At 71.3% G+C, this 17350-nt stretch carries 14 protein-coding genes; 2 read left to right on the forward strand and 12 right to left on the reverse strand.

Annotated features, from left to right (window positions below; genetic code table 11):
• Positions 1 to 12: 12 nt before the first annotated feature.
• Complete coding sequence (locus EZ242_RS13905; protein WP_135285772.1) at positions 13 to 1476, reverse strand: UdgX family uracil-DNA binding protein; 1464 nt, start codon at positions 1474 to 1476, stop codon at positions 13 to 15.
• Between the two features lie 2 nt (positions 1477 to 1478).
• Positions 1479 to 2762, reverse strand: coding sequence for a putative DNA modification/repair radical SAM protein (locus EZ242_RS13910; RefSeq protein ID WP_135285773.1), 1284 nt, complete (start codon positions 2760 to 2762; stop codon positions 1479 to 1481).
• Positions 2763 to 2889: 127 nt separating this feature from the next.
• Here EZ242_RS13910 and EZ242_RS13915 point away from each other — a divergent pair, with 127 nt between their 5' ends.
• On the forward strand, positions 2890 to 3753 hold the full coding sequence (locus tag EZ242_RS13915) for a PRC-barrel domain-containing protein (protein WP_167784766.1): 864 nt from the start codon (positions 2890 to 2892) through the stop codon (positions 3751 to 3753).
• A gap of 16 nt (positions 3754 to 3769) precedes the next feature.
• Here EZ242_RS13915 and EZ242_RS13920 read toward each other — a convergent pair whose 3' ends face one another.
• The 10 genes from EZ242_RS13920 to EZ242_RS13965 form a co-directional block, all read right to left on the reverse strand.
• Complete coding sequence (locus EZ242_RS13920) at positions 3770 to 5221, reverse strand: aldehyde dehydrogenase family protein (protein ID WP_420821252.1); 1452 nt, start codon at positions 5219 to 5221, stop codon at positions 3770 to 3772.
• Positions 5218 to 6204 (reverse strand): Bug family tripartite tricarboxylate transporter substrate binding protein, encoded by a 987-nt coding sequence (locus EZ242_RS13925; protein WP_135285775.1) that lies wholly within the window; start codon positions 6202 to 6204, stop codon positions 5218 to 5220. The genes EZ242_RS13920 and EZ242_RS13925 overlap by 4 nt, the downstream gene beginning before the upstream one ends.
• A 47-nt stretch (positions 6205 to 6251) precedes the next feature.
• Complete coding sequence (locus tag EZ242_RS13930) at positions 6252 to 7307, reverse strand: dipeptidase (RefSeq protein ID WP_135285776.1); 1056 nt, start codon at positions 7305 to 7307, stop codon at positions 6252 to 6254.
• 26 nt (positions 7308 to 7333) lie between these two features.
• Positions 7334 to 10051 (reverse strand): hypothetical protein, encoded by a 2718-nt coding sequence (locus tag EZ242_RS13935; protein ID WP_135285777.1) that lies wholly within the window; start codon positions 10049 to 10051, stop codon positions 7334 to 7336.
• Positions 10048 to 11046: an amidohydrolase family protein gene (locus EZ242_RS13940; protein ID WP_135285778.1), complete on the reverse strand. Its 999-nt coding sequence runs from the start codon at positions 11044 to 11046 to the stop codon at positions 10048 to 10050. The genes EZ242_RS13935 and EZ242_RS13940 overlap by 4 nt, the downstream gene beginning before the upstream one ends.
• On the reverse strand, positions 11043 to 12089 hold the full coding sequence (locus tag EZ242_RS13945) for a LacI family DNA-binding transcriptional regulator (protein WP_135285779.1): 1047 nt from the start codon (positions 12087 to 12089) through the stop codon (positions 11043 to 11045). The genes EZ242_RS13940 and EZ242_RS13945 overlap by 4 nt, the downstream gene beginning before the upstream one ends.
• The gene (locus EZ242_RS13950; protein WP_135285780.1) at positions 12089 to 12703 is read right to left on the reverse strand and encodes a glutathione S-transferase family protein; all 615 of its coding nucleotides are present in this window, start codon (positions 12701 to 12703) and stop codon (positions 12089 to 12091) included. The genes EZ242_RS13945 and EZ242_RS13950 overlap by 1 nt, the downstream gene beginning before the upstream one ends.
• A 123-nt stretch (positions 12704 to 12826) precedes the next feature.
• Positions 12827 to 14110: a Rieske 2Fe-2S domain-containing protein gene (locus EZ242_RS13955; protein WP_167784767.1), complete on the reverse strand. Its 1284-nt coding sequence runs from the start codon at positions 14108 to 14110 to the stop codon at positions 12827 to 12829.
• Positions 14111 to 14261: 151 nt separating this feature from the next.
• The gene (locus tag EZ242_RS13960; protein ID WP_135285782.1) at positions 14262 to 14849 is read right to left on the reverse strand and encodes an ankyrin repeat domain-containing protein; all 588 of its coding nucleotides are present in this window, start codon (positions 14847 to 14849) and stop codon (positions 14262 to 14264) included.
• Between the two features lie 91 nt (positions 14850 to 14940).
• A complete protein-coding gene (locus EZ242_RS13965; protein ID WP_135285783.1) occupies positions 14941 to 15771 on the reverse strand; it encodes an alpha/beta fold hydrolase in 831 nt (276 codons plus the stop codon).
• A gap of 382 nt (positions 15772 to 16153) precedes the next feature.
• Here EZ242_RS13965 and EZ242_RS13970 point away from each other — a divergent pair, with 382 nt between their 5' ends.
• The gene (locus EZ242_RS13970) at positions 16154 to 17338 is read left to right on the forward strand and encodes a serine hydrolase domain-containing protein (protein WP_135285784.1); all 1185 of its coding nucleotides are present in this window, start codon (positions 16154 to 16156) and stop codon (positions 17336 to 17338) included.
• Positions 17339 to 17350: the final 12 nt, after the last annotated feature.

Here is a 17350-nt window from a genome sequence, read left to right on the forward strand (position 1 = left end):
GGCGACGAAATCTCAGCACGCCGCCTCTCGATCTCGACCCGCATGCAATTCGCTTGCGCCGCCCCAAGCCTGACCCAGCTCCCGCACGAAGCGCTCGAAGGCCTCCGCCTGCTCACCCTGCGGCAGCCGCAGCAGGTAGGACGGATGCACCGTCACCAGCACGCGCAGGCCGTCCTCGCGTTCGAGCCAGCGCCCGCGTTCCTCCAGCACCGCCACCGGCCGCCCGAGCAGCGAGCGTGCGGCGGTGGCGCCCAGGGCCACCAGCGCACCGGGACGCACCTGCGCGATTTCGTCCTCCAGCCAATGGCGGCAGGCCAGTGCCTCCTGCTGCGAGGGCGTCTTGTGCAGGCGCCGCTTGCCCCGCAGCTCGAACTTGAAGTGCCGCACCGCGTTGCTGACGAAGACCGTCTCGCGCCCGATGCCCAGCCGCTGCAGGGCGCGGTCGAAGAGCTGCCCGGCCGGACCGACGAAGGGCCGGCCCTGCAGGTCTTCCTGCTCGCCCGGCTGCTCGCCGACCACCATCACCGCCGCGCCCTGCGGCCCCTTGCCGCACACGCCCTGCGTTGCACGCGCGCCGATGGGGCACTCGCGGCACTGCTGAACGCGCCGGTTCAGTTCGTCCAGGCTGCCGGACGCCGGCAGCTCGGGCGCCTCCCACAGGGGGATGCGGCGCGAGCCGCTCGAAGCCGGCTGCTCGATCATGCGGCCGGTGCGCTGCGCCGCGGCCGAGGCCAGCTCGCCGATGGCCTGCGCCTCCGGCAGGTTGTGCCAGTAGCGGCGCGGCATCTCCTTGCGCATCATGGGCAGGTTCAGGCGCGCCGGGTTGAAGATGCTGCGGTAGTAGGTGAGCCACAGGGCCTCGCCCGCGTCGGGCGGCGGAGCGTCTTCGCGGCGGGCGCCGCCGCGCACCTGCAGTGCCTGCCCGTCCCACTCCACGCAGGCGTCGGGCGTGAGCAGGGCCCAGTGCATGTTGGCGAAGCGGCGGCTGAACCAGGGACCGTTGGCTTCGGCGATGCGGTGCTGCGGCTCGAACCAGGCCACGTGCAGCGGCGGCAGGCCGTGCTCTCGGGCCACGGGCCGGAAGCGCACGAAGGCGCGCATCTTGTGCATGTCGCGATGAACCGCGCGCGCCATGTGCTGGGCCTTCAGCATGTCGGGATCGAGCGGGTCATGGCGCAAGCCGGGCTCGTTCGACAGCCGCCAGAGCAGCCGGTACAAGAGGGCGAAGCGCTGCGGCTCACGGTGCAGGACCACGGCCTCGCACAGGGTGAGGAAGGCCGCGGGGACGGTGAGGGGCCGGGTGGCTGTCGGCTCGCCGTGCACGTCGCCGCACGAGGCGTGTTCGTCGAGCAGGTCGCCGGCGCCCTCTCCCACCGACCAGGCCACCGCCTGCGGCGCCACGCCCGCCGCGAGCAGCCGGCGCGCTTCGCGCCGGAAGCCCGCGAGGTCGGTCTCGTGCGCCAGGCGCGCCCGCATGTTCAGAAGAGCGCGGCCTGGACGGGGGGCGCAGCGCGGGGCACCGCCGCGCGCGCGGTCGCCGCCGTCGCGGCGGGCGCGCGCGAAGGCCGGTGCCCGTCGGCCACGGTGAAGGGCAGCACCTTGCGCAGCGGCACGTGCAGGCGCTGCAGGTCGTCCGCCCGCAGCCGGCGCACGCGCCGCGCGAGCAGCAGCCGGTCCACGGCCTTGACGCCCAGGCCTGGCACCCGCAGCAACAGCTCGCGCGGTGCGCGGTTGATGTCCACCGGGAAACGCTCGGGATGCGCCAGCGCCCAGGCGAGCTTGGGATCGACGTCCAGGCGCAGCATGCCGCCGCCGGTCGGGGGCGCGATCTCCTCGGCGCCGAAGCCGTAGAAGCGCATCAGCCAGTCGGCCTGGTAGAGGCGGTGTTCGCGCTGAAGCGGCGGCGCCTGCGGCGGCAGGGCCGAGGCGGCGTCCGGGATCGGGCTGAAGGCGGAGTAATAGACGCGCTTCAAGCGATAGGCGCCATACAGCGTGGCGCTGGTCGAAAGGATGGTGGCGTCGTCCGCGCCATCGGCCCCCACGATCATCTGCGTGCTCTGGCCCGCCGCGGCAAAGGGCTCGGGCCGCGCGCGCGCCGGGCGGGCGCGCGGCAGGAAGGTCATGGCCTGGGCCTGCGCCTCCTGCTGCTGCGCGCGGGCCTCGTCGATCTGCATGCGCACCCGCGCCATGGAGCGCTTGATGGACATGGCGTTCTTCTCCGGCGCGAGCGCCGTGAGGCCGGACTCGGTGGGCAGCTCGATGTTGATGGACAGGCGGTCCGCATGGCGGCCGGCGCGCTGCAGCAGCTCGGGCGCGGCGTCCGGGATGGTCTTGAGGTGGATGTAGCCGCGAAAGTCGTGCTCCTCGCGCAGGCGGCGCGCCACCTCCACCACCTGCTCCATGGTGTAGTCGGGCGAGCGGATGATGCCGCTGGACAGGAACAGTCCTTCGATGCAGTTGCGGCGATAGAAGTCCAGCGTGAGCTGCACGACCTCGTCGATGGTGAAGCGCGCGCGCGGCACGTCGCTGCTGGCGCGGTTGACGCAGTAGAGGCAGTCGAAGCGGCAGTAGTTGGTCAGCAGGATCTTGAGCAGCGAGATGCAGCGGCCGTCCGGCGCATAGCTGTGGCAGATGCCCATGCCCTCGTTGGAGCCGAGGCCGCGGCCCTGGGTGGAGTCGCGGCGGGTGCCGCCGCTGGAGGCACAGGAGGCGTCGTACTTGGCGGCATCGGCGAGGATGGCGAGCTTGGAGTTCAATTCCACTGTATGAGTGTACAGCTCGCCAGGGATGGGCAAGGCGGGCAATGCGTAACAAGGCGATGCCGGTGCGAACGGCCTGTCGCGCGCGGCCGCACACTGGCGCATGCTCTGGCTGCAAGGAGGAATGCAGATGCTCGATTCGATCGCCGCGCGGATGGCAGCCCGATCCGCTTGCCTGCTGAGCCTGCTCGCCCTGGCCGGCGGCGCGGGTGCGCAAACCACGGCGCCCGCGACATCGCCCACCCCCGGCGCCGAAGCCGGCGCGTCCCACTCCGCCAAGGCCAGCGTCGCGCAGTTCCGCGCCGTGCGCATGAGCCGCCTCATCGGCATGCCGGTGCAAAGCCCCAAGGGCGAGGCGGTGGGCACCGTGCGCGACCTCATCGTCAACGCGAACAACGCACGGGTCCGCTACCTCGTTCTGGAGCCCGCGCCGGGGCTGCTCGGTGCGGACCGGCTCGTGCCCGTGCCCATGACCGAATTCAAGCTGGACCCGCAACAGCCTCGCCTGAGCTACAGCCCCAACCGCGACCGGCTGCAGGGCGTTGCGCTTGCCAAGGCCGAATGGAGCGACGCCTGGCTCCAGGATGCCAAGCGACTGGCCGCGCTGGACCGCGCCTGGGGCCTCGGCCGGCCCCTCGGGTCTGCGCCCAAGCTGCGGCGCGGCAGCAGCCTCATTGGCCAGCCGGTACAGAGCGCCAAGGGCGAGCCGATCGGGAAGATCCACGACCTCGTGGTCCACCTGAACCAGCAGCGGGCCAACTACGCGGTCGTGCGCTTCGATGCGCAATGGGCCGGAGAGGACAAGCGCCTGGCCGTGCCCATGAACCGCTTCAAGAGCGGCGAAGGCTTCGTCGTCGACCTGAACCAGGACCGGGTGAAGGCCACCCAGGGCATCTCGCACGCGCAGGACCAGAACCCGAACGAGCGCAGCTTCGTGGCGGAGATCGACCGGCAGCTGGCGACCTTCGCAGGAAGCACTCGCCGCGATCGCTGACGTCGGCGGCAATCGCTCAGGCGGGCGGCTCCCAGCCCTGGATGCCCTTGATCTCCAGGTACTCGTGCAAACCGAACTCGCCCCACTCGCGGCCGTTTCCGGATTGCTTGTAGCCGCCGAAGGGCGCGCCGCGGTCCACCGGCGGGTAGTTCAGCTGCACATTGCCGGCTCGTAGCCGCCGCGCGACGCGCCGTGCGCGTGCCGGGTCGGCCGACTGCACATAGGCCGCGAGTCCATAGCAAGTGTCATTGGCGATGCGGATCGCGTCCTCCTCGTCTTCGTAAGCGATGAGGCACAGCACCGGACCGAAGATCTCCTCGCGTGCGATGCTCATCGAGGGATCGACATCGGCGAACACCGTAGGCCGCACGAACCATCCGCGCTCGAAGCCCTCCGGGCGACCCGGTCCGCCGGCGACGACCCGCGCGCCGGCCGCGATGCCCTCGCCAATCAGGCGTTGCACCTTCTCGAATTGCGCGCGGGTGGCCACCGGTCCCAGGGCCGCCTGCGGATCCGAGGGCTGCCCCACGCGGGCTGTCCGCGCCGCCTCGGCGGCAAGGTGGGCGGCCTCCTGCATCCGCGCGCGCGGCACGAGCATGCGCGTGGGCGCCACGCAGGACTGCCCGCTGTTGTTGAAGCAGCGGTTGGCCCCGAGCGTGACCGCGCGCGGGAAGTCGGCGTCGGCCAGCAAGATATTGGGCGACTTGCCGCCCAGTTCCTGGGCCACGCGCTTGACCGTGTCGGCGGCCGCCTTGGCGATCGCGATACCCGCGCGTGTGGAACCGGTGAACGAGACCATGTCCACTTCGGGATGCGAGGCAAGCGCTTGGCCGGTCCCCGCGCCATCGCCGTTGACGAGATTGAACACCCCCTCGGGCACGCCGGCTTCGTCGAGGATGTCGGCGATGATCAGCGCGCTCAGGGGCGAGACCTCGCTGGGCTTGAGCACCATGGTGCAGCCGGCCGCCAGCGCCGGCGCGATCTTGCACACCACCTGGTTGATGGGGAAGTTCCACGGCGTAATGAGGGCGCACACGCCGATGGGCTCGCGCGTGACCAGCGTGGTGCCGCGCAGTTCGTCGAACGCGAAGCGCTCCAGTACGCGCATGGTTTCCTTCAGATGCGCCGGTCCGCTGCCGAAATGAATGCTGCGCGCCGCCGAGATGGGGACGCCCATCTCCTGCGACATGGCGCGGCACAGGTCGTCCTGGCGCGCCTGGAAGCCCTGCTCGACGCGCGAGAGCAGCGCGATGCGCTGCGCCACGCTGGAGGCGGCCCAGTCCTCGAAGGCGCGCCGTGCGGCCATCACCGCGCCATCCACGGCCTCGACGCCGGCCACGGCGATGCGTGCAAAGGGCTCCCCCGTGGCCGGATCGAACACGTCCAGCTCGCGGCCGCCAGACGGCGCGACCCAGCGGCCGTCGATATAGAACTCACCCAGGTGCTGGTGCATGTCGTGCTCGTTCATTCGACCTTGATGTTCAGGTCCTTGATCAACTTGCCATACCGCTCGTGGTCGGCCTTGATGGTGCTGGCGAAGAACTGGCTGCTGGTGTCTTCCGATGGTGTGGCTCCCGCAGCCGTCATCTTCTGCCGCACGTCCGGGCGCTTGATGGTCTCGGACATGGCGGCATTGAGCTTGGCGATCACCTCCGGCGGTGTGCCCTTGGGCGCGACCAGCCCATACCAGAGCGTGGGCGCCTGGTAACCGGACAGGCCTGCCTCGGCGGCGGCCTCGGCCAGAGACGGTACGCCCGGCAGGTCATCCAAGCGCTTGGGCGAGACCGCGATGGCGGTGAGCTTGCCCGCCTTGACGTGCGGAATGGCCGATGCATCGGAGAACACCACCGTGAGGTTCCCGCCCACCACGTCCGTCAGCGCCGGTGCGATCCCCTTGTAGGGCACGTGCATCAACTTGACCTTGCCCTGCTGCTGCAACGCCTCTCCGGCCAGGTGCTGCACGCTGCCCGCTCCGGAGGAGCCGTACGACACCGCCTCGGGCCGTGCACGGGCGCGCTCGACGAGGTCCTTGAAGCTCTTGATGCCGCTTTCGGACTTGACCACGAACATGTTGCTCGTGTTGACGATCTGCCCGATGGGCGCGAAGTCCGTGTGCGGGTCGTACTGCACGTTCTTGTACAGGTGTGGGTTCACCGTGAGGATGCTGGCCGTGGGCAGGAAGATGGTGTACCCGTCGGGCGCCGCCTTGGCCACGGCGTTGGCCGCGACGATGCCGTTGGCGCCAGGCTGGTTGGTCACCACCACGGACTGGCCCAGTGTCTTGCTCATGCCTTCGCTGAGCATGAGCGCGACGGCATGCACGAAGCCGCCGGGCGCGAAGGGGACGATCAGCACGATCGGCTTGCTGGGATAGTCCTGGGCGCTGGCACCGGTGGCAGCCAGCAGCATGAGCGCCGCAGCGGCCGGAAGCAGTCTTCGGGAGCGGGACATGGCAGTTCCTTTCAGGTCGAAGGGTGCAGGGAAGTGGCGGTGGGCAGTCAGGCGGCTCCGCCGGGCCGGGGAACGAAAGTCTGGGCGAACAGGCGCATCCAGTTGCCGCCCATCATCTGGTCGATCTCGCCCAGGCTGAAGCCGCGCCGGTCCAGCTCCGGAATGAGGTTGTGCAGGCCGGCCGGCGTCTTGACCCAATCGGACCAGCCTTCGTGCGGCGCCATGGTCATCTGCTCGGCCGGCGCGCTTTCGCGCGACCAGCGGGCATAGCGCCACCAGGTGCGCACCGCGCCTGTGTGGCCAGGGCAGTAGTCGCTGCCCAGGCCGATGGCATCCACCCCCACGAGATCGGCCACCCAGGCCACCATGTCGCCGAACTGCTCCAGGGTGGTGGCGGCGCCGAACTGCGTCATGTTGCGGTTGGGGGACAGGCCGATGACTCCCTTGCGCGCGGCCAGGGCCTTGATGGCCTCCGTGGTCTTCTGCCGGCTCGAGCCGTACACGCCCTTGCCCACGAATTCGCGCGGGTTGGCATGCGTGATGGCCACGGGCACCGCCGACAGCTCGATGGCCTCCAGGGTGGTGCGCTCGCCGCAGTGCGACAGGTCGATGAGGATGCCCAGGCGGTTCATCTCCTCCAGCGCCTTGCGGCCGAAACGCGAGGAAATGCCCGTGTCCTTCTCCTCCCAGTACCCGCAGCCGATGTAGTTCTGCAGGTTGTAGGTCAGCTGCATGATGCACACGCCGAGGTCGCGGAACACGCCGAAGAGGTCCAGGTTGTGTTCCACCGGCGCGGTGTTCTGGAAGCCGAAGACCAGAGCGGTGCGCCCCGACTGGCGGATGGCCTCGATGTCCTCCACGCTGGTGGCCTGGGCCACGAGGTCCTGGTTGGCGGCCAGCACCTGACGCCATTTGCCCAGCAGCGCCATGGTCTCGCTGGCGTTCTCCCACACCGAGATGGTGATGTTCACCGCCGCGAGCGGCGCGCCGCGGTACTGCTCGAACCAGCGCCGCTCGGGCGTGGGCATGGACAGGCCATCGACGATGGCGTAGGTACGGCCGGCGAAATCGACGCCCTCCGGCCGGATGGTGAGTTCGTTCATGGCGTGAGGTTCTCCGAATCCAGTGCCTAGAAACCCTTGAGCGGATCGAAACCGGGGGGAAGGAAGCGCGGCTCGGCCTCCTGCGGTACCAGCAGCGCGCGGCCCGCGCGGTCGAGCCGCTCGAACAGGGCAAGGTCCAGCAGGAGGCCACGCTCCTGCGCCTGGCGCTCGCGCTGCTCCCGCTCCTGGGCCGTGAGCCGCTGCGCCCGCAGGCCGAGCGCATCCAGCGCCGCGCCCACGGCGTCCATGGCCTGGGCATCGGGTGCCGGCGCCACCACCAGCAGGTAGCCGGAAGGGCCCGGCGCCGGCGCCGCGGGGCGCAGCAGGTCCGACAGCTGCGCGGCCCAGAGGGCGCCTTGCGCAGGCCGCACCAGGGCGCCGAGGCCGCTCGCAGCCAGCGGGTCCTCTTCGCCGCACTGGAAGCCACGATGCACCGCTGCCGCCGCCGGCAGCGCAGCGCGCAGCAGCAGCGCACCGTCCACCGTCGGCAGCGCAAGGGCGAAACCGGCTGGGGGTTGCGGCCCGTCCAGCTGCGCTTGCGCCGCATCCCAGCAGACGATCCCGACCCGCCCCGCTTGCGCACACCGCAGCACCAGCCCCTGGACCAGCCAGGGCTGCGCAGCCTGCGTGACCAGGCAGGTCGCCAGTCCGAACTCATTGCGCGAGGCGCGCGCCCACGTGAGGTCGAAGGCCGACGGTGCCGTGGCCAGCGCCGGTCCGCCCTCGGCGCGCAGCACCGCGCGCACCGGGCTGCGCTGCGCCGCATCGCGCAGGTCCCGAGTGCCGGTGATCGCGAACTGCCCGGCCTCGCATTGGGACAACACCGCCGGGACCGCGGGCTCCCCCAGCACCTGCGCCAGGGTCGCGAGCGCGCCGGCTTCACGGGCCACGCCCAGGCTGGCGCCGTGGCCCTGCATGGCCGTCTGCAGCATGCGCGCGAGTTCGCCGGGTGCGATGCGCAGGGCCACGTCCGCGTGCGGCGACAGGCGGCGGGGCACGGCACCTACCCCAGCCGACGGCAGGGGTGCCAGCGCTTCCCGCGGATCGCCTGGCTGCGCAATGAGGGGGTATGGCCAGTCGCCCTCCCGCCCGGCGGCAACGTCCTCGGCGATGGGCGCGCCTTGCAGGAAGACACCGCGCACGGACTTGGGCGGCGCGGCTTCGAGCTTCTCCATGCCGAAGAAGCTGAGTGGAAAGCGGATGCTGGCGAAGGGGGCGTACTGGGCGTCCAGGTAATCCTGCCGCAGCTCGGCATAGGCCAGCCCGGCGAGCGACTGCACGCGGGCGATCGCCTGGCGCAGGTCCGGGCGGGCGCAGGCGAGATCGGCCACGAAGGACTGCGGCGGCACCGAGGCCAGCTGCTCGCGCAGCCGCCGCACCTGGCGCGCGGTGTCCAGCGTGGTCTCGTGCTCGTGCTCGGGCGCGCGCCCTCGTGGCCCGCGCCGCACGTCGCGCGGCGCGCTGGCACAGCGGTACCAGAAGTAGTGCCCCGCCCCTGGCGAGTCGCTCGCGTCCAGCGCCCAACGGTAACGGGCATCCAGGATCGCGGCGAGCTCGCCGGCACGCATGGCGGGGTCGAGTTCAAGGCGTTCATCCGCGAAGAAGGCGTCGCGGAAGCGCTCGACGATGTCGGGGTGGACCTCCAGCACCAGCGCCTGCACCACGGCCAGCGCTTCAGGCGCGAGCCGCGCCGCGGCCGCCTCGCACAAGCGCGCCCAGGGTCGATCGGCCGGCGCACCGTCCAGCGTCCCCGCGTCGCGGAATTCGCGCACCAGCGGGCGCATGCGCGCAAGCTCGCGGGCCAGCGCCTGCGGCGCGAGGAACACGCCGTCGTCTTCGCGCGCCCCCTCCTCGAAGTGGCGGATGGCCTTGTCGAGCAACTCGGCGAATCGATGCACGCTGGGGGCGTCCGGGTCCGCCGCGCGCTCCCTGGCCAGTGTGAGCGCAGCTTCGTTGGCCTGCGTCCACTGGTGCATGAGGTGCGGGTGGTTCGCCGCGAAGGCAGCCAGGCCCGTGGCCGCCGAATTGCCCAACCCGATGTAGCGGCGCCAGGCCGGCGCGAGCCGCACGGCACGACGCGGGTCGCGCACGCGGGCGAGGTGGTCCACCAGGTCGAACACGTACTCGCGCAGCATGAAGCCGGAGCAGAACTGCGCGTGATAGGGCCGGCGCAGCGGATGGTTCGGCTCCAGGCCGGCGAAGGCGCGCGTTCCGAGCTGGCCGTTGCCGATGAAGGCCGTGGTGCGCAGGATGTAGCCCACCGGTGCGATGAGGCGCAGGTCCGGCTGCTCGCCGCGCGCCAGGCTGTCGACCACCGGATCGAACACACGGGCACTGCGATTGCCGCGCGCGTACATGAGGGTGTCGTAGTCGGCCAGTCCGGCGCGTTGGCGCGGCACCTCGCGACGCAGCCGCGCCTCGCGCTCGGGCGTCCATTCGCCCTGGCACAGCACGCCCATGGCGTCCCAGCTCGCGGCGAAGTTGCGGTCGGTCTTCTGTGCCTCGTCCAGCTTCTGGGCGATGAGGAAGAAGTGGAACAGCCAGCCCGCGCCTTCCAGCTGGTAGAGCACCTCGCCGCGGCCCTCGTCGTCCAGGTCAAAGCGCAGCTTGTGCACCTTCCAGCGCCCGCGCACCAGCTCGCGCATCGCGCTGCGCGGAAAGCTCAAGGGCGTGGGCACGATGGCGGCGATGCGCTCGGGGGTCATCACCAGCTCGGGCGGCCGGGTTGGTACGCCGGCACTCATGCCGCGCCCTCCCCGCCCGGGCGGCCGTGGCGCGCCAGCAGCTGCGCCGGGTTGTCCTGGGCGATGCGTGCCGCCAGCTCGCGCGGCAGGAATTCCAGCCAGCGCCCGGGCTCCTGGACCCCCATGGCGAAGGGCCAGTCGGATCCGAACAGCACGCGGTCCGTGCCAAAGGTGCTCGCCGCGAGAGCGAGCGCATCGGCGTCGTGGGTGATGCAGTCCACGCACAGCCGCCGCAGGGCCTTGCGCACCTTCTCGCCGCCCAGCCAGGCGCCTTCGCGCCCGGTGTCCTGTCCGCGTGCGAGCCGTCCCGCGACGGCGGGCAGTGAGCCCCCGCCATGCGCCAGGCAGAAGGTGATGCGCGGATGCCGTTCGGCGATGCCGCCCATGGCCAGGTGGGCGCCGGCCAGTGCGGTCTCGCCGGGCCCACCGAGGAGGTTGGTGAGCGAGAGCGCCCGAAGGCGCGGGTCACAAGCCTGCGGCGGATGCAGGAAAAGGAAGGCGCCTGCCGCATCGAGCGCGGACCAGAGCGGCTCGTAGGCGGCGTCGGACAGCACGCGCAGGCCGACGGGGTCGCCAGCCGGCATGGCGAATCGTGCATGCCCGGCGGCGATGCGTTCCGCCGCGACGATGGCCGTCACCTCCGGGTGCTGCACGGGCAGGTGGTGCAGCGCGGACAGGCGCGAGGCGTGCGCCGCGACCATCCGGTCCAGCGCCTCGTTCAGGCGCAGGCTCCAGCGCTGCGCGGAAGCGGCATCCAGCGCGGGACGGTACAGCGTTGGCGGCACGGACACCCACGCAGCCTCGACGCCATGGCGGTCCATCCATTCGAGCAGCTGCTGCGGCTCGTAGACCTGCGCGTTGGCCAGCTCATGGCCATCGACCACGAGTCGCCCGGCCGGTGTGCACTGGACACCCTCGATGTCCGCGAGGTCCGAGCCCACCAGCGGCACCAGGTGGGCATGCACGTCGAGAAGGACAGGGGTCGATGGCTTCACGGCTTTCTTGCTCCCTGCGAGGAGGCACGCTCGACCAACTCGCGCGGCAGCTCGATACGCACTGGGCCGGCGGCCGGGGCCTCGGCCGCGCGCAGCAGCTCGGCCAGCTGCGTGGCCGCTAGCTGGGGGCTGGAGCTGAGCGTGCTGAGTGCAGGCCGAAGATAGGCGCCCAGGTCGATGTCACCGAAACCGACCACCGCCACGTCCTGCGGAACGCGCAGGCCGCGGTCCTCCAGCGCCGCGATGGCGCCCATGGCGATCTCGTCGCTGCCGGCCTGCAATGCGGTGAAGGAGATGCCCTCGTCCAGCGCGCGCATGACCGATTCGTGGCCGGCCGTGTAGCGGAAGGACATGTCCCAGACCCGCACCGGATCGAAGGTGCCGGCGGCCTGCAGCGCGTCGCGGTAGCCGAGGAAGCGCTCCGTGCCGATGGCCGAGCCCTTCACGCGGCCCACGTAGGCGACCTGCCGGTGCCCCAGCGCCAGCAGGCGCTCCACCGAACGGCGCGTGGCACTGCGTTCCTCGTGCACGATGGAGCCGATGCCCTCGCGGGACAGGTCCTGCCCCAGGGAAACCACTGCCACGCCCTGGGCCAGGAGTTGGCGGCCGGCCTCGAACACCGGCCGGGTGAGCGCGTCCGACGTGGCCAGCACCACGCCGCGCAACTTCATGCGCAGTGCCCGGGCCAGGAACTGCTCCAGTCGCTGCTGCTGGTGCCCCAGATTGAACAGCAGCAGGTCGTATCCCTGGCCCTCCAGCGCGCGCTGCACATGCTGTGTCAGCTCGGCGAAGTGGCGCTGCGCGATATCGCCCACCAGCAGGGCGACTGCATTGCCCTGCCCGCGTCGCAGGCCCTGGGCCATGGGGTCGGGCCTGAAGTCCAGCGCCAGCATGGCTTGCGTGACCTGCTCGCGCTTGAGCGCGGAGACGGTCGCCGAGCCATTGATCACGCGCGAGACGGTGGCCAGCGACACGCCGGCCTGGCGTGCCACGTCCACCACGGTGATGGGCCGGCCGGCCCGGGCGAGCGATGGGCTGGGCATCAGGCAGGCAAGGTGGCTTGCATGGACGGACGGGGCAGCACGTGCCCGGTCCACCAGCGGTGCAGCGTCGGGCGGGCTTCGAAGGCGAGCTTGTCGTCAAAGCGGAATATGAGCCAGCCGACCGTGCACGCCAGGGCGATGGCCGCGTGATCGAAGCCGCGCGCTCCCGCCAGGGCAGGCGCCGCGATATCGTGCTGCAGCCGGTCGAGCGCGCGGTTGACCTGCCCCAGCGCGTGCGTGACCAGCGCCGCATCCGCCTGTCCTTCCGGGCGGGCCCGCTCACGCCGCACGTGCATCGCGGCTTCGACCACGCCGCCCGCGATGGCCGCCAGGCTCAGCGCACGCCAGCGATCCGGTCCTGTTTGCGGCAGCAGGCGATGGCCGCCGAAGGTGGCGTCCAGCCATTCGCAGATGACGTGCGAGTCGACATACACCTCGCCGTCGGCGGTCTCCAGCACGGGCACGCGGCCCAGCGGGTTCTGCGCCAGGAAGTCCGCGTCGGCTGGCCGCAGCACGGTGGGAACCAGCTCGATGCGGTCAGCAATGCCGAGCTCGTGCGCGGTCACGCGTACCTTGCGGGCGAAAGGGGAGGCACTCGTCAAACGCAGGCGCATCGTCGGGCTCCAAACGTCCAAGAAAACGTTTTCAAACCCAGTGTCGAAGCGCACAACGCCGCCGTCAAGGCGGCAAAGCCAGGGAATACCCTGAGCCAGGAGCGCCTGGGCGGCGCTGCGTAACTAGGCGCGCACTGCGGCAGGCGCCGGCCTGGCCCGCGCCATGAGCTCGTCGGCCTCGTCGGGCTCCACGCCCTCCGGCAGCACCGCCTGGGTGGCCCGCACCCCATACAGCCACGGCGACGCCACCGCCTGCGGCACCTCGCCCGCGGCGGCATGCGCGCCCGCCGCCTCCAACAGGGTGCGGCGCATCGCCACCACCGCGCGGTCGCTGCTGCCCAGGTGCTCGCGCGTGCGGTCGGCAATGGGGCCGGCGGTCTCCGTCACCATCGCGTCCTGCGCGCGGATGCCGTGGATGCCGGTGAAGGACGTGGTCTTCTGCTTCTCGCGGTCGATGAGGTAGTCGTTGTCGAGGCGCTCGGTGGGGATGGTCGTGCCGGGGATCACCTTGCGGTGGTTCACCTCGCCGTTGCGCCACAAGGCCAGCTCGTCGTCCTGCAGGGGCCCGTCGGGACGGTAGGTCACGCAGATGACCCAGCAGCGTTCGTCCGTCATGGGCACCCACATGCGCACCAGCTGCGCCTCCGACGGGCGCGGCGGGATCATGGTGAAGAAAGGCAGCAGGAACTGGTTCAGGCGCCAGTAGCGCCGGTCGCCATCGACCGCCCGCCCGTTGCAGGCCATGAAGCCGGCCGGCGTCGGCAGGATCTTCCAGGCCGGGGCCGTGTCGTCGGTGAAATAGCGGCCGGTGAGCGCGCGGTGGTCGGTGTCCTTCTTGTCCACGAGGCGGTGCAGGAAGCCGACGTGCGCGCTGTCCAGCTCGCCTTCCATGGCCTGCGCGTAGTTGCAGTCCTGCTGCCAGCGCGAGGCGTAGACCTGCGCCTCGGGCACGCCCAGCCATTCGAAGGCGGGCAGCTCGGGGGCCGTGTCGGCCTCGCCCAGGTACACCCACAGCAAGCCGCCCGCCAGCCGGCAGGGATAGGAGCGCGCGCGGATGTTCAGGCGCATGCGGCTGCTTGCGGGCTCGGTGGGCAGTTCCAGGCACTGGCCGTCCACGTCGAACTTCCAGCCGTGGTAGACGCAGCGCAAGCCGCCCTCCTCGTTGCGGCCGAAGAAGAGGCTGGCACCGCGGTGCGGGCAGTGCTCGTCCAGCACGCCGACGCGGCCGTCGCTGTCGCGGAACACGACCAGGCGTTCGCCGAGCAGTTGCAGGCGCACCGGCGCGTCGTCGCACGCGGGCACTTCGGCGGCCGTCATGGCCGGAATCCAGAACGCGCGCATGAAGCGGCCCATGGGGGTGCCCGGGCCGGTCTGCGTCAGCAGGGCGTTCTTGTCGTGACTGAGCATGAATTTGTCTCCTCGCCTGGGCTCCCTCCCCCTCTGGGGGAGGGTCGGGGTGGGGGCGCCGTGCGCCGGTGACGCATCTTCGCACGAGGCCCCCATCCCAGCCTTCCCCCAGAGGAGGAAGGTGCGACACGCGGTGCCACGGCGCAGCCGCTCACCGCGCCCCGGCCGCCCTCAGCATCCGCGCCACCTCGCCCTGTCCCTTGCGCTCGGCAAGCTGCAGCGCGCTGGCACCATCGCGGTCTTTTGCGTTCACGTCGCTGCCATGCGCGATCAGCAGCCGCACGATCTCGCGATGCGTGGGTCCGTCGGTGCCGAGCGCGATCGCTTCGAGCAGCGCCGTCCAGCCCAGGTTGTTGACGTGGTGGAGGTCGATGGGCGTGGCGAGCAGCACGCGCACGGTGTCGAGGTGGCCGCGGTAGGCCGGCCCCATGAGCGCGGTGCTGCCATAACGGTTGAGGCTGCGGACGTCCGCGCCGGCGGCCAGCGCCAGGCGCACCAGCTCGGCATGGCCCTCGCGCGCGGCGACGAGGAACGCGGAGTCGAGCTGCGCATCGCGTGCGTTCACGTCCGCGCCTTCCTTCAGCAGCCGCTCGAAAGCGGCGGCGTCGTTGCGCTGCGCCGCCGCGCGCAAAGCGGCGTCGACCGGCCGGTCCGCAGCCTGCGCAGGCAGGCCGGCCAGGCCGCACGCGAGGAGGACGAGGCGGCGGGTCGGCGGCCGCGATGGCGATGCACGGTGCATGGGGATCCCGAGTGTGGAGGATGGGGCGCTGCGGCGGGCACCGCAGGACGCAGCGCCGGGCTGCCTTCCCCGAGGGTGGACGGGGCAGCGTTCAGCGCGCGTCGGCGAAAAAATCCAGCACCAGCCGGCAGAAGTCGTCCTTGCGCTCGATCTGCGTCCAGTGGCCGCAGTTGCCGAACACGTGCAGGTCCGAGTTGGGCAGCAGCGCGTTGAGCTTCCAGGCGTTGGAGACGGGAATGACCTGGTCGTCCCGTCCGTGCACGACCAGCGCGGGCTGGGTGATGCGGCGGATCGCTTCCTCCGGCGTGGCCAGGGCCGCGATGTGGCGCTGGCGGGGCGCGGCGAACATGCGCGAGAAGGACGCCTGGTAGCCGGGCCGCATGCTCGCCTGGAAGCGTGAGCGCACCAGCTCCTCGCTCAGGATGCGGCTGTCGTGCGCGAAGAGCTTGACGATGCGGCGCATGTTGTCCTCGGACGGTTCGTAGCCCCACACCGCATCGAGCCCGGGCGTGAGCTCGAAGTCCACGCCCACCGAGCCCATGAGCACCAGGCGCTCCACGCGCTCGGGATGCCGCGCCGCGATGGCCAGCGCCAGTGCGCCGCCGAAGGAGTTGCCCACGATGCGCGCCCTGGGCACGCCCACCGCGTCCATCCAGGCGACCAGGTGGCGCACCCAGCCGTCCAGCGTGTAGTCGGGGTCCGCCTTGCGCTCGGTGTAGCCGAAGCCGGCGATGTCCGGCGCGAGCACGCGGTAGTGCCGCGCCAGCTCCGGCATCACCAGCCGCCAGTTCGCATAGGCCGTCACCCCCGGGCCCGAGCCGTGGATCAGGACGACGGGTTCGCCCTCGCCCTGCTCGAGGTAGTTGGTCTGCAGGCCGTCGGCCTGCACGCTGCGGCCGATCTCGGGGTCCTTGGGGGTCATGCGGTCTCCTGGCAAGTGCTTGGACATCAGGGTTCGGCGGGGCGCACGCGCGCCCGCCACCACCACGCGATGCTGCAGCCTCGCGCAGGTCCCGTCCACCCCCGCAGCGCGGGCAGGAACGCCCCTGCTGCGCGATCAGGCCGCGCAGGTAGCCGACGGAGCCGACCGCGAGGCTGGTTTCCTCACTGCGTGTTTCATCGTGTCTGCTTGCTGGTTTTTTGCGTGGCTGGATCACCGTGCAGCGCCACGCAGGTTGGCAAGGGGCCTGCGGATTCCCGCCCAGGTTCTTCCCTAGGGCTGACGCGGGCGCGACAGCGCTCGGCACAATGGCCTCTCCTCGCTGGAGCCCTCCCGCTTGTCCCCGCATTCCACTGTCCGCGCCGTGAAACGTCTCGCCCTCGCGGCGTTGCTGCTGATGGTCCTGGCACTCGCCTGGAGCCTGGCCGTGTACCCGGCGCAGTACGTCTTTCGCACCCTGGCCTGGGGGGAGTCCGACGTGGACGACCGCTTGCGCTTCCCGGCCCGCGAACTGCTCGCGCGGCCTGGCGCCGTCGAATTGCCCGCCGATGCCCAGCCCGCGCGGGTGCGTGCGGCCTTCGCCGCCGCCGTTCAGGGCGAAGACCTGGACGCCTGGATGGCCGCGCAGCAGACCCTGGGTTTCGTCGTGCTGCAGCACGGCCGCGTGATCTACGAGGGCTACTACAACGGCCACGGCCGGGACGAACGTGCGACATCGTTCTCGGCGGCCAAGTCGGTCCTCGCGACCCTCGTGGCCGCCGCGGCCGAGGACGGCCTGCTGGATCTGGACGAGCCCGTGACCCGCCGGGTGCCCGAACTGGGTCGGCGCGATCCGCGCTTCGCGCGCTTCACGCTGCGCCACCTGCTTGGCATGCGCACGGGCATCCGCTACGTCGAGACCGGACTGCCCCATGGGGACGACGCCAAGACCTACTACTGGCCCGACCTGCGCGCACTCGCCCTGGACCAGTCCCGGATCGACGGCGAACCCGGCACGGGCTGGCTTTACAACAACTACCACCCCTTGCTCCTCGGCCTGGTGCTGGAGCGCGCCACGGGCATGCCGGTGGCCAAGTACCTGGAGCAGCGCCTGTGGCAGCCCGCGGGCATGGCCGCGGCGGCCAGCTGGAGCCTGGACAGCGAGGCGGCCGGCTTCGAGAAGATGGAAAGCGGCGTGAACGCGCGCACGCTCGATTTCGCGCGGCTCGGCCAGCTGATGCTTGCCCGCGGCACGGCGGAAGGTGGACGGCGCGTGCTGAGCGAGCGGACCGTGCGCCTCCTCACGTCGCCCGAGGGTGCGGCGGACCTGTCGGCGCGCCAGCCGGGCCTGTACTACCAGCTGTTCTGGTGGGGCCGGCGCGATCCGCGCTGGGGCGATGCCTTCTACGCCCTGGGCAAGTACGGGCAGTTCATCTTCGTCTCGCCCGACAACGGGGTGGTCATCGCGCGCAACGGCCGCGAGCAGGGGCCGCCGACCGCGCAGTGGACGGCCCTCTTCGCGCGCATGGCGCACGAACTGGGGCGCGGGTCCGCACCAGCCCGCCCGTAGCGGCAATGCGCC

Origin of the sequence: Ramlibacter rhizophilus, from assembly GCF_004681965.1 — a bacterium.
GTDB lineage: Bacteria > Pseudomonadota > Gammaproteobacteria > Burkholderiales > Burkholderiaceae_C > Ramlibacter > Ramlibacter rhizophilus.